This window comes from Clavibacter sp. A6099 (assembly GCF_021919125.1).
GTDB classification, from domain to species: domain Bacteria; phylum Actinomycetota; class Actinomycetes; order Actinomycetales; family Microbacteriaceae; genus Clavibacter; species Clavibacter seminis.
In genome coordinates this window covers 1830207-1856039 of record NZ_CP083439.1, presented here as the reverse complement: position 1 = coordinate 1856039, position 25833 = coordinate 1830207, and the positions used below count along the sequence as shown (strand labels likewise).

Annotated in this window: 25 protein-coding genes; 8 read left to right on the top strand and 17 right to left on the bottom strand. The window is 73.0% G+C overall.

Annotation, left to right across the window (positions count from 1 at the left end; genetic code table 11):
- Window positions 1–3 precede the first annotated feature (3 nt).
- The 3 genes from tatC to lnt all read left to right on the top strand — a co-directional run bounded on the left by tatC (window position 4) and on the right by lnt (window position 4905).
- Window positions 4–756 (top strand): twin-arginine translocase subunit TatC, encoded by a 753-nt coding sequence (gene tatC / locus KYT88_RS08765; protein ID WP_043587860.1) that lies wholly within the window; start codon window positions 4–6, stop codon window positions 754–756.
- A 94-nt stretch (window positions 757–850) separates the two neighbouring features.
- A complete protein-coding gene (locus tag KYT88_RS08760; RefSeq protein WP_043586783.1) occupies window positions 851–3322 on the top strand; it encodes a DEAD/DEAH box helicase in 2472 nt (823 codons plus the stop codon).
- An 80-nt stretch (window positions 3323–3402) separates the two neighbouring features.
- Entirely contained in the window at window positions 3403–4905 is a 1503-nt protein-coding gene (gene lnt, locus KYT88_RS08755) for an apolipoprotein N-acyltransferase (RefSeq protein WP_043586785.1), read from the top strand.
- Between the two features lie 87 nt (window positions 4906–4992).
- Here the strand turns inward: lnt and KYT88_RS08750 are convergent, their stop codons facing one another.
- The 3 genes from KYT88_RS08750 to KYT88_RS08740 are packed head-to-tail and all read right to left on the bottom strand — an operon-like array spanning window position 4993 to window position 6521.
- Window positions 4993–5358: an RNA polymerase-binding protein RbpA gene (locus KYT88_RS08750; protein ID WP_012038371.1), complete on the bottom strand. Its 366-nt coding sequence runs from the start codon at window positions 5356–5358 to the stop codon at window positions 4993–4995.
- 60 nt (window positions 5359–5418) lie between these two features.
- On the bottom strand, window positions 5419–6207 hold the full coding sequence (locus KYT88_RS08745; RefSeq protein WP_043586786.1) for a glycerophosphodiester phosphodiesterase family protein: 789 nt from the start codon (window positions 6205–6207) through the stop codon (window positions 5419–5421).
- A complete protein-coding gene (locus KYT88_RS08740; RefSeq protein WP_043586787.1) occupies window positions 6204–6521 on the bottom strand; it encodes a hypothetical protein in 318 nt (105 codons plus the stop codon). The genes KYT88_RS08745 and KYT88_RS08740 overlap by 4 nt, the downstream gene beginning before the upstream one ends.
- Before the next feature lie 178 nt (window positions 6522–6699).
- On the opposite strand from KYT88_RS08740, the gene KYT88_RS08735 reads away from it, so the two are divergent.
- From KYT88_RS08735 to KYT88_RS08725, 3 genes are read left to right on the top strand one after another with little or no spacing between them, the layout of a single operon-like run.
- A complete protein-coding gene (locus KYT88_RS08735) occupies window positions 6700–7479 on the top strand; it encodes an SDR family oxidoreductase (RefSeq protein ID WP_043586788.1) in 780 nt (259 codons plus the stop codon).
- A gap of 39 nt (window positions 7480–7518) precedes the next feature.
- Entirely contained in the window at window positions 7519–9606 is a 2088-nt protein-coding gene (locus KYT88_RS08730) for a S9 family peptidase (RefSeq protein ID WP_043586790.1), read from the top strand.
- Window positions 9603–10076 carry an NUDIX hydrolase gene (locus tag KYT88_RS08725; protein WP_051629411.1) on the top strand — a complete coding sequence of 158 codons (474 nt, stop codon included), beginning with the start codon at window positions 9603–9605 and terminating at the stop codon, window positions 10074–10076. Before KYT88_RS08730 ends, KYT88_RS08725 begins: the two co-directional genes overlap by 4 nt.
- Window positions 10077–10187: 111 nt before the next feature.
- Here the strand turns inward: KYT88_RS08725 and ccmA are convergent, their stop codons facing one another.
- The 7 genes from ccmA to KYT88_RS08690 all read right to left on the bottom strand — a co-directional run bounded on the left by ccmA (window position 10188) and on the right by KYT88_RS08690 (window position 15712).
- Window positions 10188–10838, bottom strand: coding sequence for a heme ABC exporter ATP-binding protein CcmA (ccmA, locus tag KYT88_RS08720; RefSeq protein ID WP_051629368.1), 651 nt, complete (start codon window positions 10836–10838; stop codon window positions 10188–10190).
- On the bottom strand, window positions 10825–12399 hold the full coding sequence (locus KYT88_RS08715; protein WP_043586792.1) for a hypothetical protein: 1575 nt from the start codon (window positions 12397–12399) through the stop codon (window positions 10825–10827). Before KYT88_RS08715 ends, ccmA begins: the two co-directional genes overlap by 14 nt.
- The gene (locus KYT88_RS08710; protein WP_043586795.1) at window positions 12396–13268 is read right to left on the bottom strand and encodes a hypothetical protein; all 873 of its coding nucleotides are present in this window, start codon (window positions 13266–13268) and stop codon (window positions 12396–12398) included. The genes KYT88_RS08715 and KYT88_RS08710 overlap by 4 nt, the downstream gene beginning before the upstream one ends.
- Complete coding sequence (locus KYT88_RS08705; RefSeq protein WP_051629369.1) at window positions 13265–14194, bottom strand: ATP-binding cassette domain-containing protein; 930 nt, start codon at window positions 14192–14194, stop codon at window positions 13265–13267. The genes KYT88_RS08710 and KYT88_RS08705 overlap by 4 nt, the downstream gene beginning before the upstream one ends.
- Window positions 14191–14766: a hypothetical protein gene (locus KYT88_RS08700; protein WP_156032222.1), complete on the bottom strand. Its 576-nt coding sequence runs from the start codon at window positions 14764–14766 to the stop codon at window positions 14191–14193. Before KYT88_RS08700 ends, KYT88_RS08705 begins: the two co-directional genes overlap by 4 nt.
- Window positions 14767–14798: 32 nt before the next feature.
- Window positions 14799–15326 carry a hypothetical protein gene (locus KYT88_RS08695; protein ID WP_043586800.1) on the bottom strand — a complete coding sequence of 176 codons (528 nt, stop codon included), beginning with the start codon at window positions 15324–15326 and terminating at the stop codon, window positions 14799–14801.
- Between the two features lie 80 nt (window positions 15327–15406).
- On the bottom strand, window positions 15407–15712 hold the full coding sequence (locus tag KYT88_RS08690) for a hypothetical protein (protein ID WP_043586803.1): 306 nt from the start codon (window positions 15710–15712) through the stop codon (window positions 15407–15409).
- A 299-nt stretch (window positions 15713–16011) separates the two neighbouring features.
- Here KYT88_RS08690 and KYT88_RS08685 point away from each other — a divergent pair, with 299 nt between their 5' ends.
- Window positions 16012–16386, top strand: a complete 375-nt coding sequence (locus KYT88_RS08685) for a PadR family transcriptional regulator (RefSeq protein WP_051629370.1) — start codon at window positions 16012–16014, stop codon at window positions 16384–16386.
- Complete coding sequence (locus KYT88_RS08680) at window positions 16386–16892, top strand: hypothetical protein (RefSeq protein WP_043586805.1); 507 nt, start codon at window positions 16386–16388, stop codon at window positions 16890–16892. Before KYT88_RS08685 ends, KYT88_RS08680 begins: the two co-directional genes overlap by 1 nt.
- Before the next feature lie 52 nt (window positions 16893–16944).
- Here KYT88_RS08680 and KYT88_RS08675 read toward each other — a convergent pair whose 3' ends face one another.
- The 7 genes from KYT88_RS08675 to zapE all read right to left on the bottom strand — a co-directional run bounded on the left by KYT88_RS08675 (window position 16945) and on the right by zapE (window position 25752).
- Window positions 16945–18954 (bottom strand): endo-1,4-beta-xylanase, encoded by a 2010-nt coding sequence (locus KYT88_RS08675; RefSeq protein WP_043586808.1) that lies wholly within the window; start codon window positions 18952–18954, stop codon window positions 16945–16947.
- A 170-nt stretch (window positions 18955–19124) separates the two neighbouring features.
- Window positions 19125–20420, bottom strand: coding sequence for an endo-1,4-beta-xylanase (locus KYT88_RS08670; protein ID WP_043586810.1), 1296 nt, complete (start codon window positions 20418–20420; stop codon window positions 19125–19127).
- A 141-nt stretch (window positions 20421–20561) separates the two neighbouring features.
- Complete coding sequence (locus tag KYT88_RS08665; protein ID WP_237583623.1) at window positions 20562–21392, bottom strand: putative protein N(5)-glutamine methyltransferase; 831 nt, start codon at window positions 21390–21392, stop codon at window positions 20562–20564.
- Between the two features lie 68 nt (window positions 21393–21460).
- Entirely contained in the window at window positions 21461–21892 is a 432-nt protein-coding gene (locus KYT88_RS08660; RefSeq protein WP_043586814.1) for a winged helix DNA-binding protein, read from the bottom strand.
- Between the two features lie 208 nt (window positions 21893–22100).
- The gene (locus KYT88_RS08655) at window positions 22101–22940 is read right to left on the bottom strand and encodes an aldo/keto reductase (protein ID WP_043586816.1); all 840 of its coding nucleotides are present in this window, start codon (window positions 22938–22940) and stop codon (window positions 22101–22103) included.
- A 208-nt stretch (window positions 22941–23148) separates the two neighbouring features.
- Window positions 23149–24435 carry an ammonium transporter gene (locus tag KYT88_RS08650; protein ID WP_043586819.1) on the bottom strand — a complete coding sequence of 429 codons (1287 nt, stop codon included), beginning with the start codon at window positions 24433–24435 and terminating at the stop codon, window positions 23149–23151.
- A gap of 252 nt (window positions 24436–24687) precedes the next feature.
- Window positions 24688–25752: a cell division protein ZapE gene (gene zapE / locus KYT88_RS08645; RefSeq protein ID WP_043586821.1), complete on the bottom strand. Its 1065-nt coding sequence runs from the start codon at window positions 25750–25752 to the stop codon at window positions 24688–24690.
- Between the last annotated feature and the right edge of the window lie 81 nt (window positions 25753–25833).

The following is a 25833-nucleotide window of genomic DNA, read 5'->3' as shown; positions in this document are numbered from 1 at the left end:
CGCATGTCCCTCGTCCAGCACCTGCTGGAGCTCAAGAAGCGCCTGTTCATCGCAGGCGTGGCCATCATCCTGGCGATGGTCGTGGGCTGGTTCCTCTCCTCGTTCGTCCTGGAGGCGTTGCGCCAGCCGATCGAGACCATCAACGCGGAGCAGGGGCGCAACGCCAGCCTCAACTTCCCGACCATCACGTCGGCGTTCGACCTGCGCCTGCAGATCGCGCTCTACGTGGGCCTCATCATCTCGAGCCCGGTGTGGCTCTACCAGGTGTTCGCGTTCCTGGTACCCGGCCTCACGAAGACGGAGCGCCGCTACACGTTCGGCTTCTTCTTCTCCGCCGTGCCGCTCTTCCTCGCGGGATGCGCGGCCGGATGGTTCGTGCTGCCGCACATCGTGGCGCTCCTCACGCAGTTCGCTGGGGCGGGCGACTCGTCGTTCATCACGGCCCGCGAGTACTTCGACTTCGTGCTGAAGCTCGTCTTCGCGGTGGGCATCGCGTTCGTGCTGCCGGTGTTCCTCGTGCTGTTCAACTTCATGGGGATCCTCAGCGGCGCGACGATCATCAGGTCCTGGCGCATCGCCATCCTGCTGATCATCCTGTTCTGCGCCATCGCGACCCCGGCCGCCGACGTCATGTCGATGTTCCTGCTGGCCGTCCCGATGACGCTGCTGTACCTCGTCGCCGCGGGCATCGCGCTGCTCAACGACCGGCGCCGCGCGCGCAAGGCCGCCGCGATGACGGACGACCTGCTGTCCTGATCCGCTCGGCTCCGACGCCCGTCCCGCGAGGGGCGGGCGTCGTCGCGTGCGCCCCCGGCCGGCGCGCGGATCCGGAGCCTAGGATGGCGACATCGTGACAGACCAGCTCTCGCCCGCCGAACGCTACGCGGCCTCCCGCACCCGCCGCAGCCTCCCGCTCCTCGAGTCGTTCGCGAGCGGCCTGCGCTTCGACCTCGACCCCTTCCAGCGCGCCGCCGCGGAGTCGCTGGAGAACGGGCGCAGCGTCCTCGTCGCGGCGCCGACGGGCGCGGGGAAGACGATCGTGGCCGAGTTCGCGGTGTACCTCGCGATGCAGCGGCCGAGCGCCAAGATCTTCTACACGGCGCCGATGAAGGCGCTCAGCAACCAGAAGTACGCCGAGCTCGTGGCCGAGTACGGGCCGGACGAGGTGGGCCTGCTCACGGGCGACACCAACGTCAACAGCCGCGCGCGCATCGTCGTCATGACGACCGAGGTGCTCCGCAACATGCTCTACGCGGACTCCGACCTGCTCCGCGACCTCGCCTTCGTGATCATGGACGAGGTGCACTACCTGGCCGACCGCTTCCGCGGCGCCGTGTGGGAGGAGGTCATCATCCACCTCCCGCAGACCGTCCGGATGATCTCGCTGAGCGCGACCGTGTCCAACGCCGAGGAGTTCGGGGACTGGCTGCAGGCCGTCCGCGGCGAGACGGACGTCATCGTCTCCGAGGAGCGACCTGTGCCCCTCGAGCAGCACGTCATCGTGCGGCACCGCATGGTCGACCTCTTCGACTCGTCGGGCCTCGCGGCGACGCACCGCGTGAACCCCGAGCTCGTCCGCATGACGCACGGCGGAGGTCGCGAGGCCGTCCGTGTGCGCGGCGGCCAGGGTCACTCCCGGGGCCGGACGGGGGCGGTCGGCGGATCCGGCAAGCGGGCACCCGGCCCCTGGGACCGCGGCCGCATGGACCGTCCCGAGGTCGTCGCCCTCCTCGAGGAGCGGAACCTCCTGCCCGCCATCTTCTTCATCTTCAGCCGCGCGGGGTGCGACGCGGCCGTCAAGCAGGTGCTGCGCGCCGGCGTCCGTCTCACGCACGCGCACGAGCGCGACGAGATCCGCGCCGTCGTGGAGGAACGCTGCCGAACCCTCCGGGACGAGGACCTCGCCGTCCTCGGCTACTGGGAGTGGCTCGAGGGCCTGGAGCGCGGGGTCGCCGCGCACCACGCGGGCATGCTGCCGGCGTTCAAGGAGGTCGTCGAGGAGCTCTTCCAGCGCAAGCTCGTGAAGGCCGTGTTCGCCACGGAGACGCTCGCGCTCGGCATCAACATGCCCGCGCGCACGGTCGTGCTCGAGCAGCTCGAGAAGTTCAACGGCGAGGCGCGCGTGCCGCTGACGCCGGGGGAGTACACGCAGCTCACGGGACGCGCGGGCCGACGCGGCATCGACGTCGAGGGCCACGCGGTCATCCAGTGGAAGGACGGGCTGGATCCCCAGGCCGTCGCCTCCCTCGCGTCGCGGCGCACCTACCCGCTCAACTCGAGCTTCCGGCCCACCTACAACATGGCCGTCAACCTCATCGACCAGTTCGGTCGTGAGCGGACCCGCGAGGTGCTCGAGTCGTCGTTCGCGCAGTTCCAGGCCGATCGCGCGGTCGTCGACCTCGCGCGCAAGGTGCGCACGCAGGAGGAGTCGCTCGCGGGGTACGAGAAGGCGATGGTCTGCCACCTCGGCGACTTCCGCGAGTACTCGGGCCTCCGCCGCGAGCTCAGCGACCTCGAGCGCGCGACCGCGGCCCGCGCCGACATGCAGCAGCCGGGCCAGCACGGGGAGCGCGACAAGCGGCAGCGCCAGCTGACCGACCTCCGTCGCCGGATGAAGGCGCACCCCTGCCACGCCTGCAAGGACCGCGAGTCCCACGCGCGCTGGGCGGAGCGCTGGTGGCGCCTCAAGCGGCAGACGGATGCGCTCGGCCAGCAGATCCGCACCCGCACCAACGCGGTCGCGAAGGTCTTCGACCGCGTCACCGAGCTGCTGCTCTCGCTCGGCTACCTCAAGCGCGCCACGGACGGCCAGGTCGCGCCGACGCCCAACGGCCGGATGCTCAAGCGCATCTACGGCGACCGCGACCTCCTCATCGCGGAGTGCCTGCGCACGCAGGTCTGGGTGGACCTCGATCCCGCGGCCCTCGCCGCCATGGCCGCCTCTCTCGTCTACCAGCCGCGCCGTGACGAGGGCGATCGCAACGACCGGAACCTGCCGCGAGGAGCGTTCCGCGCGGCGCTCGAGCGCACGGAGGAGATCTGGTCGCGCCTCGACGACGTGGAGCGCGAGCGCCGACTGCCGACGACGGATCCGCTCTCGACCGGCCTGTGCGCGCCGATGCACCGCTGGGCGCGCGGCGGCAGCCTCGACGCCGTGCTCGACGAGGCCGACCTCGCGGCCGGCGACTTCGTGCGCTGGACGAAGCAGACCATCGACCTCCTGGACCAGCTGTCCGTCGTGGCCGACGGACCCGTCTCCCGGAACGCGCGCACGGCGCTCGACAGCATCCGGCGCGGCATCGTCGCGTACTCCTCGGTGTGACCGCGCTCGCCCGGGCTCCCCGTCGGGAGCGTTCCGTCCCCGTGGCGCCGCCCGCGGAGCCCGTACGTCCTCCGCTGCCGATGTGGGGCGCGCTCCTCGCCGCCGCGGCGTCCGGTCCGGTCATGGACGCGGCGTTCCCCGACCGCGGGCTGTGGCCGCTCGTGTTCCCCGGCATCGCCCTCGTGCTCCTCGCGCTGTTCGGCAGGCGCCCCGGGCCGGCGTTCGCCATCGGGCTCGTGGCCGGACTCGCCTTCTACCTCACGCACATCGAGTGGGCGTCGCTGTACCTCGGGCCGGTGCCGTGGATCGCCCTGTCCGCCCTGGAGTCGCTCTTCGTCGCGACCGGAGCGGTCGCCATCGCCACGGCGACGCGCTGGATCCCGCGCGCGTTCCCCACGGTCGCCGGCCGCGTGGTGCTGCTGCCGGTCGCGATCGCCGGGCTGTGGACCGCGCGCGAGGCGATCTCCGCGGTCTGGCCCTACGGCGGCTTCGCCTGGGGACGCGTGTCGCTGTCCCAGTCGGAGAGCCCCTTCGCGCACCTCGTGACCTGGCTCGGCCTCTCCGGCCTGTCCTTCGTGCTCGTGCTCCTCGTCGCGCTGCTGCTCGAGCTCGCCGCGGAGGAGCGCGTGCGGCGCGCGTCCCGAGCGCTCGTCGCGGGGATCGCCGTCGCCCTGGCGCTCGTCGTCCCGGCGTTCCCCGTGACGACGACGGGGACCACGCGGGTGGCCGCCGTGCAGGGGAACGCGAAGGCCGGGTACTTCGACGGTGCGCGCTACGGCGACATCCTGCGCGCGCACCTCGCCGCGACGGCGGAGATCCCGTCGGACGCCGGCGTCGACATGGTGGTGTGGCCCGAGAACGCGGCGGACGCGGATCCGCTGCGGGACCCCGGCTCGGCAGCCGCGCTCGACCGCGTGGTCGCCCGCCTCGGCGCCCCGCTCGTCGTGGGCACGGTCACCGAGCGCGACGGCCGCTACTACAACGAGTCGCTCGTCTGGACCGGGGGAGGGGCGACCGACCACTACGACAAGAAGCACCCCGTCCCCTTCGGCGAGTACGTGCCCGACCGCGCGTTCTGGGAGCCGTTCGCGCCCGACCTCATCGGCCTCATCCAGCGCGAGTACACACCCGGCACGACCGACCAGGTGATGGACGTCGCGGGGGTCACCGCCGGCATCGCCATCTGCTTCGACATCGTCGACGACCAACTGACGACCGACATGGTCCACGAGGGCGCCGGCCTCATCCTCGCCCAGTCGAACAACGCCGACTTCGGCCGCACCGACGAGAGCGTGCAGCAGCTGGCGATCGCCCGGATGCGGGCGCTCGAGACGGGACGCAGCGTCGTCAACATCTCGACCGTCGGCACCAGCGCGATCGTCGGGCCGGACGGGAGGGACATCGACCGGCTGCCCTGGTTCACCGCGGGGTCGATGGTGGTCGACGTGCCGACCGCGGACGTCGTCACGCCGGCGATCCTCGTGGGGCGCGACATCGAGTGGCTTGTCTCGGGCCTCGGCCTCGGCGCCCTGGCCGTCTCCGGCATCGCGCTCGGGCGCCGCGGCCGCCGAGCCGCGCGCTGACGGGCAGCACCGCCCGCACGCAGAGGAGCACCCCGCGGCGATGCCGAGGGGTGCTCCTGTGTCCGGTTCGCGAGCGGAGGGGTCGGGTCAGGCGCCGATGCGGTGCTGACCGCGCCGCGCGCGGAGGGTGGCGAGGCGCTCCTCGAGGAGCTCCTCCAGCTCGGCGCGCGTCCGGCGCTCGAGCAGCATGTCCCAGTGGCTCCGGGGGACCTTCGCCTCGACCTCGTCGTGGGCGACGGGCGCGCCCTCGGCGTCGAGGAGGCGTCCCTCCAAGCCGCTCTTCGGCGACTCCCAGACCTCCGGGACCTCGGCGTCGGCCGAGAACACGACCTCGAACGTGGTGCCGTCGGTCGTGCGGTACGTCTTCCTCTGCCGGGGGGAGAAGCTGACGCCCTCCTCGCTCTGCAGGCTCGTGGACCCGAGCCGCATCCCGCGCAAGCTGCGATCTGCCATGGTGGTCTCCTCTCGCGATGCACTCCCCGTTGTAAACCGTGCGGCTGTGAGGATCCTTTCTCAGGACACCCGGTTCCCAGGCGAATCCCAGTCCCTGTCGCCGATGGCGGCGAGCGCGAGGTCGGCGCGGTCGGTCACGATGCCGTGCACCCCGGCCCTGACCAGGCGGATCACCTCGTCAGGGTCGTCCACCGTCCAGACGTGCACCTCGCGGACGGCGCGCGCGAGCCGGCGGACCATCACGGGGGAGACCGTGCGGATCCCGATCACCCGACAGGGCATCTGCACGGCGTCGACGCCGCGGAGGGCGAGGCGCACGACCGGCGCGAGCGCGAGCCGCGCGCCGAGGACCGCGAGGACGAGGCGACCCGCGTCGGCGGACGTGGCAGCGCCGGGGAGCAGGGCCAGCGCGCGGCGTCGCCGGGAGCCCGAGAACGACGTGACGAGCACGCGGTCGACGGCGTCGGCGTCGCGGATCGCCTGAGCGGCGGCGGCGGGCGCGTCCCGGCCCTTCACGTCGACGTTCAGGCGCGCGTCGGGCAGGGCCGCGAGCAGCTCTCCGAGCGTGGCGACGCGCGCGCCGGACCCGAGGTCGATGGCGCGCAACTCCGCCAGCGTCCTGTCGCGGACGCGACCGGGGCGGCCGGTGAGGCGTCGGAGGTCGGCATCGTGCCAGAGCACGCAGGCGCCGTCGGCGGTCACGTGCACGTCCGTCTCGAGGTGGGTCACGCCGAGCTCCCACGCCGCGCGGAAGGCGTCGAGGGTGTTCTCCACGGCACCGGATCCGGTCCACCCGCGGTGCGCGAGCACGCGGGGCACGGCGCCGTCGAACCAGGCGCCGCGCGTCATGCGGGCCGGTCGTCGTCGTCGTCCACGGCAGACGGCTCGCCCTGTCCGAGGTCCTCGCGCTCCCGACGGTCCTCGACGGGGAGGGCGCGGAGCAGCGCCGGTCGAACGGATCCCATCAGAGCGGCCGCGGCCACGAGGGCGACGACCGCCTGCAGCCACCAGGGCGCGCCCACGAGTCCGGACAGCAGGGCCGCGAGCGCCGCGACGCCGCCGCAGAGCCCCGTCAGCTCGAGTCGGCGCATCTCCACGACGACCCCCGTGACGATGAGGGCGAGCCAGGCGATCCACGCGTGGTCGTCGAGGAGGACAGTCACCCGCTGCTCCCTCGCTCCGTGGACCGGATGACCCGAACCTAGCCCACCGCCCGGACGGCGGGCGATAGGCTCTCCTGGCCGTCAGCGTGGTGTCCCGCCCGCGCGGCCCGTCCCGATCCGTCCCTCGCCGGACGACCCGTCGCGCGCGAACGGCGCGCACCCCTGGAGGAGTACCCCTGTGAGCACCGTCGACGAGATCCGCCCCTTCGCCCCCGACGAGCTCCGCGGCCGACGCGCGCTCGTCACGGGCTCGTCTCGCGGCATCGGCGCCGACACGGTCGCGTACCTCGCCGAGGCGGGCGCCGACGTCGTCGTCAACTACCGCAACAAGGCCGCGCGCGCCGAGAAGCTCGTCGCGAAGCTGGTCGAGGGCGGCACGAAGGCCATCGCGGTCGGGGCGGACCTCACGGATGCCGAGTCCGTCGACCGCCTCATGGAGACCGTCCGCGCCGAGCTCGGCGGCCTCGACGTGCTCGTGCTCAACGCGTCCGGCGGCATGGAGAGCGGCATGGCCGAGGACTACGCCATGACCCTCAACCGCGACGCGCAGCTGAACGTCCTGCGCAGCGCGCTCCCGCTCCTGACCGAGGGCGGCCGGGTCGTCTTCGTCACGAGCCACCAGGCCCACTTCATCCGCACCACCGAGACGATGCCCGAGTACGAGGCCGTCGCGCGCAGCAAGCGCGCGGGGGAGGACGCCCTGCGCGAGCTCATCCCGGAGCTGGACGAGCGCGGCATCGGCTTCGTCGTCGTCTCCGGCGACATGATCGAGGGCACGATCACGGCCACGCTCCTCAGCCGCATGAACCCGGAGGCCATCCAGGAGCGCAAGGAGGCGTCGGGCGGCCTCTACAACGTCTCGCAGTTCGCGGCCGAGGTCGCGCGCGCGGTCGTCGACCCGATCCCCGCCGAGCACCTCCGGCTCGTCGGCGACACGAGCAGCTTCCGCCCCGAGTGACCCGGGGCCGGGCGACGACCCGGGGCTAGGCTCGATCCGATGAAGACCACGGATCTCGACCTCCTCACCTCCGTCTCCCGCCCCGCCGTATCGCCCGACGGCCGTCTGGCCGTCGTGTCGGTGACGCGCCCGCGGGTGCACGCCGACGCGTACACCGGGCAGCTGTGGGAGGTGACGACCGACGGATCCGCGCCGCCGCGCCGCATCACGCGAGGCTTCCGAGACACGGCGCCGCGGCTCTCGCCGGACGGGTCGGTCATCGCGTTCATCCGCGCGGAGCCGAAGGGGCCGCCGCAGCTGCACGTCGTCCGGTACGCCGGCGGCGAGCCGGTCGCCCTCACCGACGAGCTGCTCGGGGTCGGCGCGTTCGACTGGTCGCCCGACGGCTCGCGCATCGTCTACGCCTCGCGCGTGGCCGAGCCCGGGCGGTACGGGAGCGTCGAGGGCGTGTCGGCCGCTGCCGAGCCCGCCCGCCGCATCACCACCACGAAGTACCTCGCGAACGGCCTCGGCTGGTCCACGGACCGGCACACCCAGCTGTTCCTCGTCGATCTGCCGGCGCTGGACGCGGAGCCCTTCGTGGCTGCCGTCGCGTCCGGCTACCCCGACGCCGTGGACCCCGCGGTGCGCGGCGACGGCGCTGACGCGAAGCCCTCCGCCGCCGAGCGGGCGGGCGTGCCGCCGGTCGTCCGCCTGACCGACGAGCCCGTCGACCACGACGCGCCCCGCTTCTCCGCCGACGGCTCCGAGGTCCTGTTCGTGGCCTCGCGCCACGACGGCCGTGACGACGACCTGCTCTCGGGTGCATACGCGGTCGCCGTGCCCGCTCCCGGCGACACCTCGAGCGGCGTGCCCGAGGTCCGCACCGTCGTCTCCCACGAGGCCGGGCTCGGGATCGCGGAGGTCGCGTCCGTCGAGGGCGGCCGGATCTACCTGCTGGCGCAGGAGCTGGGGGAGACGGGTGTCGACTTCGTCGCCCGCAACACCGCGCTGTACGTGCGGGATGCCGACGACGCCGCGCCCCGCGTCCTCACGGATGCCGAGACCGTCGACCTCGGCGGCAGCGGCATCACGGTCGAGGACCGCGACGCCGTCCTCGTGCTCAACGGATCGCGGGGCACCGTGCAGCTGCTGCGCGTGACCGCGGACGGGGCCGTCGAGGCGCTCGTCGACGACCAGGTGGAGGTCACGGGCGTCGGCGTCGGGGGAGGGGCCGTCGTCGTCGCCCTCACCGACCCGCGCACGCACGGCGACGTGGCGCTGGTCCGCACCGATCGCGCGCCCGACGGCGGATCCGCGCTCGTCCCGCTCACCGACTTCTCCGCGCCGCTGCGCGACGAGGGGATCCGACCGCTGCACGAGCTGGTGGTCGAGGGTCGCGACGGCTACCCGGTGCACGGCTGGGTCGTGCTGCCGGAGGGGGAGGGGCCGCACCCCGTCCTCCTGGTGATCCACGGCGGGCCCTACGCCGCCTACGGCGTCCACCTCTTCGACGAGGCGCAGGTCTACGCCGACGCCGGCTACGCGGTGCTGCTGTGCAACCCGCGCGGCGCCGCCGGCTACGGCCAGGAGCACGGCCGCGTCATCAAGGAGCGCATGGGCACGGTCGACATGGACGACGTGCTCGACTTCCTCGACGGCGCGATCGCGGTGCACGACACCATCGACGGATCCCGCGCCGGCATCATGGGCGGCTCCTACGGCGGCTACCTCACCGCGTGGACCATCGCGCACGAGCACCGCTTCCAGGGCGCCATCGTCGAGCGCGGGTTCCTCGACCCGGAGCTGTTCACCGGCACGAGCGACATCGGCACGTTCTTCGGCGAGGAGTACACGGGCCACGACGAGGAGACGCGTCGCGCGCAGAGCCCGCAGGCGTTCGCGCACCAGGTGCGCACGCCGACGCTCGTCGTCCACTCCGAGGACGACCTCCGCTGCCCGCTGTCGCAGGCCGAGCGGTACCACCTGGCCCTCGTGCGCGCGGGCGTCGAGACCGAGATGCTCGTCTTCCCGGGCGAGGACCACGAGCTCAGCCGATCCGGCCGGCCGCGCCACCGCGTGCAGCGCTTCGAGGCGATCCTCGACTGGTGGGGCAGGCACCTCCCGGTCGCCGGCGGCGCGCGATGACCGACGGCGAGGTCGTGCGGCACGCCCGCGACACGGCACGGATCCTGCTGGTCGACGAGCGCGACCGGCTGCTGCTCTTCCTCACGAACTACTCCACGGACATCGACCTGCCGCCGCGCTGGCTCACGCCCGGCGGCGGGATCGACCCGGGGGAGTCGCCCGCCCAGGCGGCCCGCCGCGAGCTGTTCGAGGAGACCGGCCTGCGCGTCGAGTCCGTCGGCGATCCGGTCTGGGAGCACGACTACGCGCGACAGCGCATCGACGGCGACCTCGACACCGGCCACTCGACGTTCTACCTGGTGCGCACGACGGGGTTCGCGCCGGTGTCCGACAACTGGATGCCCGACGAGTTCGACGACATCCACGCGCACCGCTGGTTCGCGCTCGACGAGCTGGCCGCGACGGACGATCCGTTCGAGCCGGCGGAGCTCGTGGACGTCGCGCGCGAGGTGCTGTCGCGGGAGCCCTGAGGGCCTTCGATCGTGGCCCCTCTCGGTCGCCTGGCTATGCGCCGATAATGCACATTATGTCATGTGAATGACAGCAAGGGGCGCCTCCACTCGGCGACCGCGGGCTCATCGTCACCTTCGAGTCGCCCCGCGCGCCTGGTGCGAGACCGCCTCGCTCCCTCTGGACAGCACCACGACCGTCGCGTCAGGACGGTCCAGCGCGCCCACGTCGTGGGTCGCGCAGACGACGGCGCCTCCTTGCCCCAGGTGCTCGTCGATGGATGCCCGGAGCCGGCGACAGCTCGCGTCGTCCAGCCCGTTGAACGGCTCGTCCAGCACCCACAGCCGCGGACCGTGCAGCACCGCCAGGGCGATGCCCAACCGCTTCCGCTGCCCCAGGGAGAGCATGGTCGCCGGCAGCTCCGGCGTCCCCTCGAGCACGCCTGCGGCCGCGGTCGTCCCTGTCACCGGCAGTCGTGAGGCGCGCCACAGCGACATCGCCAGACGCAGGTGCTCGGCCGGGGTGAGCTCCTCGAACAAGTTCGGCGGGTCGGTGACGTAGCCGATGTCGTGCCGTGCACGGGACGACTGCGTGGGGCGTCCGGCCACGGTGACCGTGCCGGCGAGGGGGGCGCGGATCCCCGCCACAGTACCCAGCAGCGTGGACTTGCCCACGCCGTTGGCACCGCGCACGAGCACGAACTCCCCCGGTGCGACGACGAGCCGCACCCTTTGGATGGCCGCGCCGCGCGCGTACCCGATCTCGGCATCAACCTCGAGCATGTCCGACTCCGATTCTCGTGGGGAGGGTGGCGGTGACGCCGGCGGCGACGAGCGGCGTGAGCATCGCCGACGCGAGGGCGATCGCGGTGGCCTCCGGCGCGGTCCAGTCGCGTCCCGATGCCACGGCGGTCGTGAGGGCCATGCCGCCACCCAGCAGGTAGGTGATGCCCGAGCGCGCCCAGCCGTGTCGGCCGATCTCACCCACCTCCTTCCACTCGGTGTGCGGGTGGCGGAGCGACACCCAGCATCCGAGGGTCGGTGCCAGGAGGGCCACTGTCGCGCAGGCGGACGCCGCCGTGCCGACGGCGCGGGGCCCGAGGGGCGCGAAGGCGCAGAGCACGCCGAGGAGCAGGAGTCCGGCGGCGCCGATGACGAACGCTCCCGAGGCGGCTCGAGCCGCGGCGAGGATTCGGATGCCGTGCGGGAGCGACCGCATGAGGACGGTCCCGCCCCGGTCGGAGTCGAGGGACGACCACGCGGAGGCGGTGGTCCAGATGATCAGTACGTATCCCGCCGTCACTCCCCCGGCCAGCGTCGCCCCCACGTCGCTCGCGAGCAGCGCTTCGGCTCCGTCGCCCAGGAGCCAGGAGGCCAGCGCGCCGAGCAGCGCGGCGGAGACGGCGAGGGAGAGGAGCAGGTACGCCGCCGGACGGACGCGCCATTCGAACGCTCGCGTCGCGCGGCGCAGGTCGAGCAGCATGACCTCGACGAGGACACGCGCGCCCCCGGAGCGTGCGGGTCGGCGGGGTGCGCGGGGACCCGTCAGGTCGGATCGCGTCGTCACCGTGGCCCATGTCAGAGCGCCTGCGCGGTGGAAGCGCGCCGCGGCCAGGACCGCGCTCGCGATGCACGCTGCCCCGAGGGCCGCCGCCCGCGGCCAGGGCACGGCCGGGAGGGCGTCCAGCGTCGCGCCGGCCAGCAGCGCCTCGACCGGAACCGGCAGCCAGGAGGCCGCCCACCACCAGCAGGACGCGCTCAGCGCCCCGACGACAGCGATCGGCAGGAGCACGGCACGCGTCGGCGATGCCCCTCGGATGCTCTCCAGGCGGACGGTCGTGTGGAGGACGCCCACGGAGAGGCCACCCCCCGCGGCGAGGGGTATGAGCGCCCAGTGGGCCGGGGTGAGGGCTTCGGGGCGTAGGAGGGACACCGTCGCGCAGACGCTGAGGGCGCCGCAGCATGCCGCTCCGAGCCGTGAGGCCCGGGTCACCAGGAGGCGGCCTATCAGGTAGGTGCGCGGCCTCGTCCCCAGTTGCGCGTACAACGACCAGCTGCGCGGTTCGGCCAGGGCCGCTCGGACCTCCGCCCAGAGGGAGCCGGCCCCGACGCCGGCGAGGAGCACGAGCACCGTCGCCGTCGGGAGGACGGTCCCCGCGCCGACGCCCAAGGCCACGACGACGAAGCCCGCCCACACGCCCGCTCCCGTCCACGCTGCTGCGCCGAGGCCCACGGTGGCGAGGCCGAGCCGGGGGGTGAGCACGGGGACGGCGACGAACCTCCGCCACCGCCGGGTCGACGTCGATGCCGCGATGATCGCGGACGTCCGCGTCTCGGCGATCATCGCGGGTGCCCCTGTGTCGCCTGTCCTCGGCTGGTCCGCGTGTGGCCCTCGGCCCGCCAGGCGGCATAGGCAAGCCCCACAGCAGCAGCGGCCCAGGCCAGCAGCGCCGCCAGCGCCGCCAGCGCGCCCTCCGCGTCACCGGCGGCGGCGGACTCGACGACGGCGCCCAGGCGGCCCGCCGGGAGCGCGGTCGCCGCCCAGGAGAGGGCCTCGACGGAAGCGGTCGCGCCGACCGTGCCCAGCGCGGCGGGGCCGATCACCATGATCCCGAGGAACGCGGTGGCCCCGACGACGCCGTGTCGGGCGACGAGGCCGACCGCCGCGGCCAGCACCACGGTCAGCGTGACGCCGGCCGTCGTGCAGGCGACGATCCCAAGCCCCCGGGCGGAGAGGGCGTCCGCGGTCCGCCCCGTCAGCGCGCACACCCCCACCACGAGGATCGCGCCCGTGAGGAAGGCGGCGACCGCCACGCACGTCGCGATGCCGCCGGCCACGGCGACGCGCGCGACGAACGTGCGGCTCGTCGCGGGGACCATCTGGTGCGTGAGGCGCTGCCGACCGGTGGACCGCTGCCCGGCGGAGAGGTGGATGGACGAGAGGCCCAGGAGCATGGCCACCGTCGCGGCTCCGCTGACGGAGGCGCGGCTGATGAGGCCGTCCACCTCGGAGGCGGCCGCGCCTCCGACTGCGGCGAGCACCTCCACGAAGACGAGCGCCGTCCCCGTCCCCACCAGCCCCCCGAGCAGCGCCGCGATCCACAGGATCCGCTGCGAACCGAGGGTCCAGGCCGTGAGGAGCTCTGATCGCAGCACGTCACCCGCCGTCTGGCGTCGCCGCGTCCGCAGCGTGGGCTCGTGCTCCCCGATCACGCCGGCCGCCCCTCGAGAGGGCGCCGGGACGCGTCGGGGCCGGGCCGCGCGTCGGCGAGGACGCGGAGGTACTCGGATTCGAGCGACTCCGTCGACTCGCACAGGGTCTCCACGAGCATCCGGTCGCGGAAGGCCAGCTCCGCGACGGTGCGGGAGCGCATGCCGCGCACGCGCAGGCTCCTCCCCTCGCCCTCCACCGTCGCCCCGTGCCGTCGTAGCAGCGCTCCCAGCTCCACGGGCGAGTCGGTGACGACGAGGACCTCCATGGGCGGAGCCCCCGCGGCGGAGGTGACGGAGCGGTCGCGGGACGCGATCCGGCCCCCCACGAGGATGCGGACGTCGTCGCTGACGCGCTCCACCTCCGTGAGGACATGGGAGGAGATGAGCACGGTGCTACCGGCGGAGGCGCTCGCGAGCAGGAGCTCCCGCACCCATTGGATGCCGTCGACGTCGAGGCCGTTGAGGGGCTCGTCCAGGATCAGGTTCCGCGGTCTACCGAGGAGCGCCACCGCGATGGCCAGCCGCTGCCGCATGCCCATCGACAGGGCCCGCACCTGCTTGCGCTGGGAGTGCGCCAGGCCGACCTCCTCCAGGACCTCCGGGACCCGACGCCGTCCGATGCCTCCGGCGGCCGCGGCGATCCGGACCTCGTCGACGGCGCGACGGCGCGGGTGGAAAGACGACGAGTCGATGACCGCGCCCGCCACCCGCTGGGGCGCCGCAGCCAGGGCGAAGGGGGCGCCGTCCACCAGGGCGCTGCCGCCGTCGAGCCGCTCGAGCCCGAGGATCGCGCGGAACAGCGTCGACTTCCCCGCGCCGTTCGGGCCGACCACGGCGGTCACGGCGCCCGCGCGCGCATGGAGCTCCACGTCGTGCAGGGCCGCGACCGGGCCGTAGGCCTTCCGCGCTCCCGTGACGTCGATCACCGCTCGCCCAGCCCGGATCCGCTCGTCGTGATGACCGTCGCCTCGACGACCGCTCCGACCGCCAGCAGCGCGAGGCCGATCCCGAGCAGGACCGCGGCGGGCGCGAGGGCCGAGAGGTACCGGCGCCACGCGCTGCTGCGCACGCCCCTCTTCCCGAGCACGACGTGCGCGGCGGGCAGCATGCCGGCGACGCCGGCGAGGAGGAGGCCCAGCATCTCCAGGCCCACGTAGGCGCCCACGGAGTCGAGCAGGGGCCCGGCGCCGACGGTGTTGACCGATCCGGTGACCGTCGCGCCGAGGTAGACGCCGAGCAGCACGGCGAAGAGGGCCGAGACCGCGCCGAAGGTGACGAGGCCGGCGGCGAGGGAGGCGGCGACCGGCATGTTCGCGCCCAGGACGCCGAGGAGCGTCTCGTCGAATCCGCTCCTCCCCGCCAGCCCGGTGCGGACCCCGACCGCGCCGGGGATCGCGATGCCCGTCATCGCCACGGCGCCGGCGGCGGAGCCCGCTCCCGCGAGCACCAGCACGACGGACGCGGACAGCAGGTAGGCCTTCGGGTGGGGAGGGGGCACGGCGGCGGCCCTCCGCACGGCCGGGATGGTCGTCATCCGACGAACGACGGCTCGCGCGCGGGGTCCTGCGGACGGCGTCTCCCGGCCGTGCGCCGCGCGACGTAGCGGCTGGAGGCCGGAGCCCAGATGAGCACGAGCGCGGCGACGATGAGAGCCAGGCTGACGACGGATGCGGGCGACGGGGCCGTCACGGTGCCCACCGCCTGGAACACGGACAGGACGACCGCGACGACGCGGATGTACGCGCGGCCGGACCGCATCGCGAACGCGATCCACAGGGCGATCGCCATCGACACCACGATCAGGAGGACCTGGATGGCGACCGCGGTCGCGCGTGCGATGCCCACCAGCGAATCCATGTCGATGTCGCCTCCCGCGGCCTCCGGTGTCGCCTCGATCGTCCTGCGGAGCTCCTCCGACCCCTGGGCCGAGAGGAGGGTCTGGATGGCGAGGAACGCGGAGACGGCCGCGACCGCTGCGGACAGGAGGACGAGCCAGAACGCCGCCGTCACGGTCGTCGGGCGGGCGGCGGAGCGGTGCTCCAGGGAGGTGGACGACATGAATGGCCTCGATCTCTGATGCTCTGGGTGAGGAGAGGGGGTCGGACGCACCTGACGTCCGACCCCCGGTGGTGCGATCGTCAGGCGATGGCCGGACCGGCGGCCCAGCTGATCGCGATGAAGGCGATGGTCGCGGTGATGGCGGACGCGACTCCCGCGCCCGCGATCGCGGCGACGACCGTCACGGCCGTCCGGCCGGCCTTGATGGCCGCCACGATCTGGCTCGCGGCAGCGGCGCTGATGCCGAGCGACCCGGCGATCCACATGGGGTCGAAGCCGGTGACGACGAGTCCGACCACGGCGAAGGCGAGTGCGGCCCCGACGGCCGCCACCTTCCAGGTGGACGTGCGGCTCGAGTCGGTGATGTCCGTGCTGATGGTGCTCATGGTGACAACTTCCTGATCCGGCGCCAGGTGGACCCGTCCGTGGCAGGTGCGGGTGCTCGATGCCTGGTGCACGCCCAACGCTAGGCAGGGCCGCTCTCGGGGGCGGCCTACTCACGGTCAGCGCGGGATGACGTACGTCTACTCGCGGCGGTCCGATGGGATGTCCCGGAACGCGCCCTGCGGGGACGCTCGGCGCCGGGTCGGCGGGGACGAGGCGCAACGACGGCCGAGGAGCCCCATCCCGCAGGTCGATACCTTCGTCGGTATCGAGACCGACTAGTACGGGACACGATCTAGTCATGGATCACGACGACGGGCACGACGCGGTGACGTCGCCCGCCCTGGAGGCGAGCGGCGAGTGGGTCAGGGCCCTCCTCCCCCTCCTCGTCCTCACCTCCCTGAGGGACGGGCCGTCCTACGGCTACGCCATGCTGACGCGGCTCGAACGGGCCGGGTTCCGGGGCGTGACCGGCAGCGGCCTCTACCCCCTGCTCGCGCGGCTGGAGCGCCGGCAGCTCGTCGCGACGGAATGGCGCCCGGGCGACGGGGGTCCTGGCCGCAAGTACTTCATCCTCACGGAGGACGGCCACGCGCACGCGTCACGGCTCCGCGAGGCATGGACGCGCTTCACGGTGACGGCGAACGCATTCAACGAGATCGACAGGAGCAGCTGATGGACACGACCGACAGGTGGATCGACGAGTTCGGCACCGAGCTGGACAGGAGGCATATGGCCCCCGATCGGATAGAGGAGGCGGTCGACACCGTGCGCCAGCACGTGCGGGAGGCCGGGGGCGACGCCGGGACGGCCTTCGGCGACCCCGTCGTCTACGCCGCGGCCATCGCGGATCCCGACGACGAGGCCCCCGCCGGGGCCCCGGTGCTCATCGTCCTCGCGCTCATCGCCACGTTCGTCCTCGTGGCCCTCACCGGGTCAGCCTGGATCGACGGCAGCGCCGATATGGCGCCGGCCGCGATCGCGAGCGGGGCGGGCCTGCTGGTGGCTGCAGCGGCGCTGTCCGTCTCCCTGTCGCGGCAGGCCGTCGCCGAGGCGCTGCGAGAGCGCCTCTCCCGCGAGGCGGACCGGCGCTGGCGGCTCGCCTCGACGGTGCTGCTGGCCATGCCGTGGACGATCGTCGGCTTCGCAGCGCTGGTGCTGGTCATCTCCGCGCTGCGCTGACGCACGGATCCCGCGCCGTCCGGGAGGAGGGCGCGGGATCTGAGAGCGGCAGTCAGCTGCCGGCGTGCGTCACGATCACGTCGAAGGTGCTCGTGCGGACGTTGCCGGCGCGGTCCTTCGCGGTGCAGGTGACCGTGGTGGTGCCGACGGGGAAGATCCCGCTGCGGGGCGGCGCGCACACCACCCGCACGTTCCCGTCGCGCGTGTCGATCGCCGACGGCAGGGCGTACGGCACGCGCACGCCCGCGGCCTTCGTCGCGACCGCCGTGATGTCGTCCACGTCCGCGATGCGCGGCGCCGAGAGGTCGGCCGGACGGGCGGGGAGTCGCTTCGCATCGACGATCCCCCAGTAGGCCGGAGCTGCCTGCAGGTCGTCGTCGAACGGCAGCGGCTGCTCCCACGGACGCGCGATCGGCCACGTGCGCAGCCAGCTGCGCGCGTTGCTCACGCCCCAGAAGGTGACGGAGTCGATGGACGCCGCCTGCTGGCGGATCATGGCGAAGAGGTCGCGGTAGTAGTACCCGACCTCCGCACTCGCCTGCGCGTCGTCCGCGTAGACCGGCGTGTACGGATCCTGCGGCGCGCCGCTCACGTCGGCGCCCTCGTTCTGGTTCGACGCGTTCACGTCGAGCTCGGTGATCGCCTGCAGCAGGCGCGGGTCGATGCGCTCGACCGCGCGGATGGAGTCGCGCAGCCACGAGACGGGCCGGGCGAAGTCGACATGCGCCTGGTGCCCGACGCCGTCGATCGGCACGCCGCGGGTGACGAGCGCGGAGATCAGCTCGAGGTAGTCGGCGCGCTTGGTGGGCAGCTCGGTGTTGTAGTCGTTGATGAAGAGCTTCACGCCCGGGAAGTACGCGCGGGCGAGGCGGAAGCCCTCGTCGACGAAGCCCTCGCCCAGCACCTGGTACCAGCGGCTGTCGCGCATGTCGTGCGCGTTGTCGTTGGGGCCGTCGTCGATGACCTCGTTGACCACGTCCATCGCCCAGATGGGGCTGCCCCCGTTCGGGTAGCGCGCGGCGATGTGGTCGGAGATGCCCTTCACGTGCGCCTCCATGCGCGCCTTCAGCAGCGCCTGATCCGCGGGGCTGTCGGTGAGCGGGCGGTCGCCGTCGAGGAAGAACCACGCGGGCGTCTGCGAGTGCCAGAACAGCACGTGGTAGTAGACCTCCGTACCGGTTCGGTCGGCGTAGTCGAGCAGCTGGTCGAGCTGGGTGAAGGTGAAGCGCCCCTCCTCCGGCTGGACGCTCTCGGGCTTGCCGGCGTTCTCCGGCGTGAACGCGTCGAACTGGCGGCTCACGAGATCCGCTCCGGCGCCGACGGTCTCGCGGCCGTCGACGGCGACGCCCACGTGCTCGATGCCGCGGGCGCCGAGGACGTCCTTGAGCGCGGGGATGTCCGTCTGGACGGGCGTGGCCACGGCCTCGCCGAGCTGGAAGTCGTCGAGGAGGAAGTCGGCGCCGACGGTGCCCTCGACGTAGACCTGCGCCCGGTCGACCGGGCCGCCGAGCGTGTACGTGCCGGTGAGCTCGGTCCACGCGTCGGCGGTGACGCGCGCCGCGGCTCCCGCCACCCCGTCGTATCCGCTGCCGCCCCCGGTGTCGCGCTGCACGGAGACCTTGAGGGACGCGGGCTCCTCCCCCGCGGCCAGGCGCGCCCACACCGTCACATCGACCTGCTGGCCGACGGCGAGGGCGCTCGTCACGTCGAGGGCGGTGCCGTGCCACTCCTGGGTGCGATCGGTCACGAGCAGGCTGCCGGATCCGGTGCGCGCGATGGTGCTGGGCGCGATCGCGACGCCGTCGCCGCGCGGGGCCCAGCCGTCCGTTCCGGACTCGAAGCCCGATCCGATGCCCGCGGGAGCGGCTGCGTCGGCGGCTTGTGCGGACGGCGCCGCGAGCGCACCGGCACCCACGACGAGGCCGAGCGCGGTGATCGCCGCCATGCCCCGGCGCCGGGCGGGACGGGTGCCGACGGAACGGCTGCCGGCGGACCTGCTGCGGTCCGGGCTCGGAGGGCTGACGTCCGCGAGCGCGGACGGGCTGGTGCGGGGAATGCTCATCGTCGAACACCTCTCATGTGTTCCGACTTCGCTGTCGGATGCTCGCACCGTAGGCACCCTCCCCTGCGGGGAGCAAGGTATTCGAAAACCTTTGTTGTGTTAGGCAACCAACGCGACGCGGCCCCCGTCCTCGGTGAGGACGGGGGCCGCGGTCGTGCAGCGTGCGGTGATCAGCCCTTCGGCAGCGGCGGACGCGGCGGGAGCTTCGACGCGTCCACGATGCCCCAGTACGCGGGCATGGCCTCCTGATGGGTCCCGAACGGGAGCGGCTGGTCCCACGGCTGGTCGATCGACGGGCTGTGCAGCCAGGTCCGCGAGTTGTCGGAGCCCCAGAAGGTGACCGACTCGAGGTTCGCGGCCTCCTGCCGGACCATCGTGAACAGGTCCTTGTAGACCCAGCCCACGGCCGCGGCGGTGTCGTCCGGGTTCGAGTAGATCGGCGCGGTGTGGGCCCGGTTCTGGCTGTCGCCGGTCGCGGCTGCCTGCGAGGCGCCGACGTCCAGCTCGGAGATGGCCTGGAGGAGGTTCGGGTCGAGCGCCTTCACCGCGTGGATCGTGTTCCTCAGCTCCTCGATGTCGCTGTGGAGCCCGATGTGGCTCTGCTGCGACACGCCCTCGACGGGGATGCCGTGATCCAGGAGGTCGGAGACGAGCCCGAGGTAGTCGGTGCGCTTGCTCGGCGAGTCGGTGTTGTACTCGTTGATGAAGAGCTTGACGCCCGGGAAGTACTTCTTCGCGAGCTGGAAGCCCTCGTCGACGAAGCCCTCCCCCAGCACCTGGAACCAGCGGGTGTCCTTCATGTGGTGCGGGTTGGCGTTGGGGCCGTCGTCGATGACCTCGTTGACGACGTCCATGGCCCAGATGGGGCTGTTCCCCTTCGGGTAGCGGGACGCGATGTGGTCGGAGATCGCCTTGACGTGGGCCTCCATGCGCGCCTTGAGCAGCGCCTGGTCGGCGGGGCTGTTCGTCAGCGGGCGGCCGTGGTCGAGGAAGAACCAGGCGGGCGTCTGCGGCATCCAGAAGTCCACGTGGAAGTACATCTTCATGCCGTGCGCGTCGGCGAAGTCGAGCAGCTTGTCGATGCCCGAGAAGTCGAACCGGCCCTCGACGGGCTGGATGGCGTCGGCCTTGCCCTCGTTCTCCGGGGTCATGGCGTTGAAGTGGCGGGCGATGAGGTCGGCCGAGGTGCCCTGCACCTCGCCGCTGCCCATCGCCACGCCGACGTGCTCGATGCCGGCGGCACCGAGGACGTCCTTGAGCGCGGGGACCTGCATGCCGGGGACGGGCGTGCTGGGTGCGGCGGCGGACGCGGAGCCAGCGGGGACGCCGATGGCGACCGCGGTGAGGACGGCGGCGGCCGACGCGAGGGCGGCGAGGCCGCGACGGGGGCGACGACGGGCGTCGCGGTTCGGGAGGGACGGCGTCGTGCGTTCGGACGCGTCGGGACGGGGTGGGGTGAAGGTCACTGGTGCCTCTCGTACGGTGGATGGGACACGGCGACCCTAGGGAGGTCCGTCCGGCCGCCGAGCGGGTTGTGGACAGGAGGCAACGAGATCCCCGGCAGCGCGCGGATCGCCTCCTCGCCTCGCCGTGCGGTCCGACGCCGGTCAGCGCATCCGGCCGGTGACGACGCGCGTGCCGTCGTCCCCGTCCCCGTCGTCGTCCCCGTCGTCGTCGTCCTCGTCGTCGTGGTCGCGCGCGCTCGCCGCGGCCGGCGCGAGGCGTGCGTCCAGACCGGCGGCCGCGAGTGAGCCGAGGGCGGCGTCGACCTGCGCGTCCGCGACCTCGACGAGGAGCAGGCCGCCGGGCGCGAGCCAGGAGCCGCTCCCCCGCGCCACCCGCCGGAGCACGTCGAGCCCGTCGGAGCCGCCGTCGCGCGTCGCCTCGGGCTCGTGCAGGCGCGCCTCGGGCGGCATGAGGTCGAGCGCGGCGTGCGGCACGTAGGGCACGTTGGCGACGAGGACGTCGATCCGCCCGCGGAGGTCGCCGGGCAGGGCATGGAGCAGGTCGCCGCGGTGCACGCCGACGCCGCGCGGCACGAGGTTCTCCGCGGCGCAGGCGACCGCGACCGGGTCCACGTCGGCGGCGTGCACGACCGCGCCCGGCACGTCGTCCGCGAGCACGGCGGCGATCGCGCCCGATCCGCAGCACAGGTCGACGACCACCGGTCCGTCGGTCCCGCGCGCCGCGGCGACGGCGGCCCGGGCGAGCCGCTCGGTGCGCCGGCGCGGCACGAACACCCCGGGTCGCACGACGATCCGGCGCCCCGCGAACGCGGCCCAGCCGAGGACGGTCTCGAGGGGCGCCCCGTCGACGCGTGCCGCCGTCATCCGCCGGAGCTCCGCCGCGCGGGCGTCTCCCCCGCGTCCCGGGCCGTCGTCGGGATGGCGGTCCGCCGCCTCTGCGACGAGCAGGGCGGCCTCCTCCTCCGCGAACACGCAACCGGCGACCCTCAGCCGGGTGACCAGGTCGTCGAAGCGACCGCCGTCGATCGCGGCGTGCCCGCTCAGATGCGCTCCGTGGCCTCGAGGTGCTCCAGCAGAGCCGCCGCGCGCAGGAGGTCGTCACCGTGCACGGGCGGATTCGCCCGCAGCGCCGCCCGCTCCAGCCACTCGGCTCGGCCGGCGCGGACGCCGAGCAGCAGCGTCCGTCCCCCGTCGGAGAGGTGCAGGTACGAGCCCACCGGGTCCTCGGACTCCAGCACGAACCCCTTCTGGATGAGCGACGCGAGGCTCGGCACGGTGGCGGCGCGAGCGGTCCGGGTGTCGAGCGCGAGCGACGCCCGGTCCATGCGCTCGGTGCCGGCGAGCCGTCGGAGGATGAGGATCTGCACTCCCGTGAGCCCGTCCCAGCTCGCGTCGACGGACGCGTCGATGCGCTCGGACACGGAGCTGAGCGCGTCGGCGAGGCGGGCATGCGGGACGGTGGGATCGATCACGATGCTCCTGACGGTGGGCCGCTCCGGCGGGTCCGAGGCTCTCGCCTCCGGCCTGAGGGGGCGTCGTGTCGCTCACGCTAGCCCCCTCGGGCCCCAGGCACGAGGGCGGCCTCGTGGGAGCCCCGACGCGACGACGTCCCGACGCGACGACGCCCGCCGCGGCGATGCGCCGGGCGGGCGTCGTGCTGCCGGCAGGCCGGCGGGTGGATCAGGACGGGAACTGCGTGAAGTCCGCCGTCGCCGGGTCGGCGCCGAGGCGCGTGCCGGTCTCGAGGGTGTCGATCTCGGCGAGCTCCTCGACCGTGAGCTCCACCTCGATGCTCTGGAAGTTCTGCACGATGCGCTCCGGGGTGACCGACTTCGGGATCACGATGCGACCCTGCGCGAGGTGCCACGCGAGGACGATCTGCGCGGGGGTGGCGTCGTGCTCCTTCGCGAGGCGCGTCACGATCTCCGACTCCAGGTCGGCGCCCTGGCCGAGCGGGCTGTACGCCTCGACCTCGATGCCGCGCTCGACCGAGAAGGTCGAGAGGTCGTGCTGCTGGAACGTCGGGTGCACCTCGATCTGGTTCACCGCCGGGACGACGTCCGACTCCTCGGCCAGCTTCTCCAGGTGCTCCGGGAGGAAGTTGGAGACGCCGATCGCACGGATGAGGCCCTCGGCGTGCAGCGCCTCGAACGTCTTCCAGGTCTCGACGTACAGGCCGTGCTTCGGGTAGGGCCAGTGGATGAGGTAGAGGTCCACGGCGTCGACGCCGAGCTTGCGCCGGCTGTCCTCGAACGCGCTGCGGGCGCTGTCCGCGCCCTGGTCGCCGTTGCGGAGCTTCGTGGTGATGAAGAGCTCCTCGCGGGGGATGCCCGTCGCCGCGATGGCGGCGCCCACGCCCTCCTCGTTGTAGTAGCCGGCGGCGGTGTCGATGTGGCGGTAGCCGGCCTCGAAGGCGCGCTCCACGGCCTGCTGCGTCTCGGCGGGCGGGGTCTGGAAGACGCCGAAGCCCAGCTGCGGGATGGTGACGCCGTTGTTCAGGGTGATGAGGGGGGATGCCATGTGCTCTCGTCTTCTTCGTCTCGATGGTCACGGGATGCGGCGGCGCCTAGGTGCGCGCCCGACCGCTCCCTCCCACCGTACGCCGGGGTCGCCATCCCGCCGCCCGTCGGGGACGGCTCTCCGCGGAGGGCGAACAGCGGCCGGACGACGGACGGGCGCCGCCCTCTCGCGAGGTGCGGCGCCCGTCGTGGTGGATCGGCTGGGCGGGTCAGCGGCCGGAGGTCTCCAGCACGTAGCCCTCCTCGCCGTGGACGATCGTGTCGATGCCCGCGATCTCGTCCTCGTTCTTCACCCGGAAGCCCATGGTCTTCTGGATGATCGTGCCGATGACGTACGAGAGCACGAACGAGTAGATCAGCACGGCGAACGCGGCGAGGGCCTGCTTGCCCAGCTGCTCGAGCGAGCCCGAGTAGATGAGGCCGACGTTCGTGGCGAAGATGCCGATGTACAGCGTGCCGATGAGGCCGCCGATGAGGTGGATGCCCACCACGTCGAGCGAGTCGTCGAAGCCGAGCTTGAACTTCAGCTCGATGGCGACGGCGCAGACCGCGCCGGCGACGAGGCCGAGGACGATGGCCCAGGTCGGCGAGAGCGCGGCGCAGGCCGGGGTGATCGCGACGAGTCCCGCGACCGCGCCGGATGCGGCGCCCACCGAGGTCGGCTTGCCGTCGCGGATCTTCTCGACCACGAGCCAGCCGAGGATCGCGGCGGCAGGTGCGGCGATGGTGTTGAGGAACGCGATGGCCGCGATGCCGTCGGCCGCGAGCTCGGAGCCGGCGTTGAAGCCGAACCAGCCGAACCAGAGGAGGCCGGCGCCGAGGAGCACGAAGGGCGGGTTGTGCGGCACGTGCATGCCCTTGGCGAACCCGACGCGCTTGCCGAGGACCAGCGAGAGGGCGAGCGCCGCGGCACCCGCGTTGATGTGGACCGCCGTGCCGCCCGCGAAGTCGATGGCGCCGACGTTGTAGGCGATCCATCCGCCGTCGACCGTGGCGCCGTCGGCGAGCGTGAAGTTGAAGACCCAGCTGGCGACGGGGAAGTAGACGACCGTGGCCCACACGCCCGCGAACACCATCCACGCGCCGAACTTGGCGCGGTCGGCGATGGCCCCGGAGATCAGGGCGACCGTGATGATGGCGAACGTGGCCTGGAAGGCGGCGAAGGCGAGCGTCGGGTACGCCGACGTCTGGTCGCCGAGGGCCGCGGTGTACGCGTCGCCGAGGCCGAGCTGGCCGAGGTCGATGCCGAGGACGCCGTCGATGCCGACGAAGCGCGGGTTGCCCGCAGCGCCGTCCGGCCCGTTGCCGAACGCGATGGCGTAGCCGTACAGGACCCAGAGCAGCCCGATGAGGCCCATGGCCCCGAAGCTCATCATCATCATGCTGATGACGCTCTTGGCCTTGACGAGCCCGCCGTAGAAGAACGCCAGACCCGGCGTCATCAGGAGGACCAGCGCCGCGGCGATCAGGAGGAAGGCGGTGTTGCCTTGATCCATGGTGTTTCACCTCTCGTAGATCGTGCAGGGGGTCGCACCGGACTGGAGGCGAGCGGCCGCCCGTGTGGTCGGGTGGTTCGGCGCGAGCCGGATGCCGGGTACGCGTCCAGTGTCGGGGGGCGAGGTTTCGCCGGCTCGCCGGACGTGTTTCCGGCGCGTTACACGGGTGGCGCGCGTGTGAACATCGTGTTTCCGGGCGCGGCGGGGATGCCCACGACGGCCCCCGATCCAGGGACGTCGGAGCGCGGTGGACTAGATGTCGCGTCCGGCCGCGGTGAGCGAGATGAGCCGGGAGATCGCGCGCAGGTACTTCTTGCGGTAGCCGCCCGCGAGCATCTCGGCGGAGAACGCCTCGTCGAACGGCGTGCCCGACGCGAGCAGCGGGATCTGCGCGTCGTAGACCCTGTCGACGAAGGCGACGAAGCGGAGCGCGTCGGTCTGGCCCTGCAGCTGGGTTACGTCGCGGAGCGCGATGACGTCGACGCCCTCGATGACCTTGACGTACTTGGAGGGGTGCAGGCGCGAGAGGTGCGCGACGAGCTCGGGGAACCCGTCGGCGGTCACGGACCGGCCCGCGGACTGCGCGGCCGCCGCCCGCGCGTCGAGGTCGTCGGGCCCCACCGTGATCGCGTGGCCCTCGAAGGCGCGGCGCCGGTAGTCGAGCCCGTCGATGCGGATGGTGTCGAACCGGTCGCTCATCGCCTGGATCTCGCGCAGGAAGTCGGCCGCCGCGAAGCGCCCCTCCCCCAGCGCGTTCGGCGGCGTGTTGCTCGTCGCCGCGATGCGCGTGCCGTCGGCGACGAGGTCGGACAGCAGGCGCGTCATCATCATGGTGTCGCCCGGGTCGTCGAGCTCGAACTCGTCGATGGCCACCAGCGTCGCTCCGCGGAGGATCCCGACGGCGCCCTGGTAGCCGAGAGCCCCGACGAGCGCCGTGTACTCGATGAACGTGCCGAAGTACTTGGGTCCCGGCATGGCGTGCCAGAGCGACGCGAGGAGGTGCGTCTTGCCGACGCCGAACCCGCCGTCGAGGTAGACGCCGGGCTTCAGGGCGGGCGCCTTCCTGCGCGAGAACAGGCCGCCGCGGGATCCGGCGCGGTCGCCCGAGAACGCGCGAAGCACCTCGACGGCCTGCGCCTGCGTGTCGTACTCGGGGTCGGGCCGGTAGGTGTCGAACCGGGCGTCGTCGAACTGGCGCGGCGGCACGAGGTGCGCGGCGATCTCCTGGCCGGTGATGCTCGGGGAGCGGCCGACGAGCGCGCCCGGTGCGGTGCCCTCCGCGTCGTGGCTCGGCGATCCGATCTCGGCGTTCGTCACAGGTGGGTCTCCGGCTGTCATGTGGCGGTGCAGGGAAGTCCCGCGCGGGCCGAACCGTTACCGTTGACGGTGGTCGACGCG

Excerpts from the sequence above, each read along its gene's own strand:
- KYT88_RS08725 (WP_051629411.1), top strand. The coding sequence starts at position 9,603 with ATGACCGACGGCGAGGTCGTGCGGCACGCCCGCGACACGGCACGGATC.
- KYT88_RS08690 (WP_043586803.1), bottom strand. The coding sequence starts at position 15,712 with ATGAGCACCATCAGCACGGACATCACCGACTCGAGCCGCACGTCCACC.
- tatC (WP_043587860.1), top strand. The coding sequence starts at position 4 with ATGTCCCTCGTCCAGCACCTGCTGGAGCTCAAGAAGCGCCTGTTCATC.
- KYT88_RS08675 (WP_043586808.1), bottom strand. The coding sequence starts at position 18,954 with ATGAGCATTCCCCGCACCAGCCCGTCCGCGCTCGCGGACGTCAGCCCT.
- KYT88_RS08655 (WP_043586816.1), bottom strand. The coding sequence starts at position 22,940 with ATGGCATCCCCCCTCATCACCCTGAACAACGGCGTCACCATCCCGCAG.
- KYT88_RS08650 (WP_043586819.1), bottom strand. The coding sequence starts at position 24,435 with ATGGATCAAGGCAACACCGCCTTCCTCCTGATCGCCGCGGCGCTGGTC.
- KYT88_RS08680 (WP_043586805.1), top strand. The coding sequence starts at position 16,386 with ATGGACACGACCGACAGGTGGATCGACGAGTTCGGCACCGAGCTGGAC.
- KYT88_RS08750 (WP_012038371.1), bottom strand. The coding sequence starts at position 5,358 with ATGGCAGATCGCAGCTTGCGCGGGATGCGGCTCGGGTCCACGAGCCTG.
- KYT88_RS08695 (WP_043586800.1), bottom strand. The coding sequence starts at position 15,326 with ATGTCGTCCACCTCCCTGGAGCACCGCTCCGCCGCCCGCCCGACGACC.
- lnt (WP_043586785.1), top strand. The coding sequence starts at position 3,403 with ATGTGGGGCGCGCTCCTCGCCGCCGCGGCGTCCGGTCCGGTCATGGAC.
- KYT88_RS08715 (WP_043586792.1), bottom strand. The coding sequence starts at position 12,399 with ATGATCGCCGAGACGCGGACGTCCGCGATCATCGCGGCATCGACGTCG.
- ccmA (WP_051629368.1), bottom strand. The coding sequence starts at position 10,838 with ATGCTCGAGGTTGATGCCGAGATCGGGTACGCGCGCGGCGCGGCCATC.
- KYT88_RS08730 (WP_043586790.1), top strand. The coding sequence starts at position 7,519 with ATGAAGACCACGGATCTCGACCTCCTCACCTCCGTCTCCCGCCCCGCC.
- KYT88_RS08685 (WP_051629370.1), top strand. The coding sequence starts at position 16,012 with ATGGATCACGACGACGGGCACGACGCGGTGACGTCGCCCGCCCTGGAG.
- KYT88_RS08745 (WP_043586786.1), bottom strand. The coding sequence starts at position 6,207 with ATGACGCGCGGCGCCTGGTTCGACGGCGCCGTGCCCCGCGTGCTCGCG.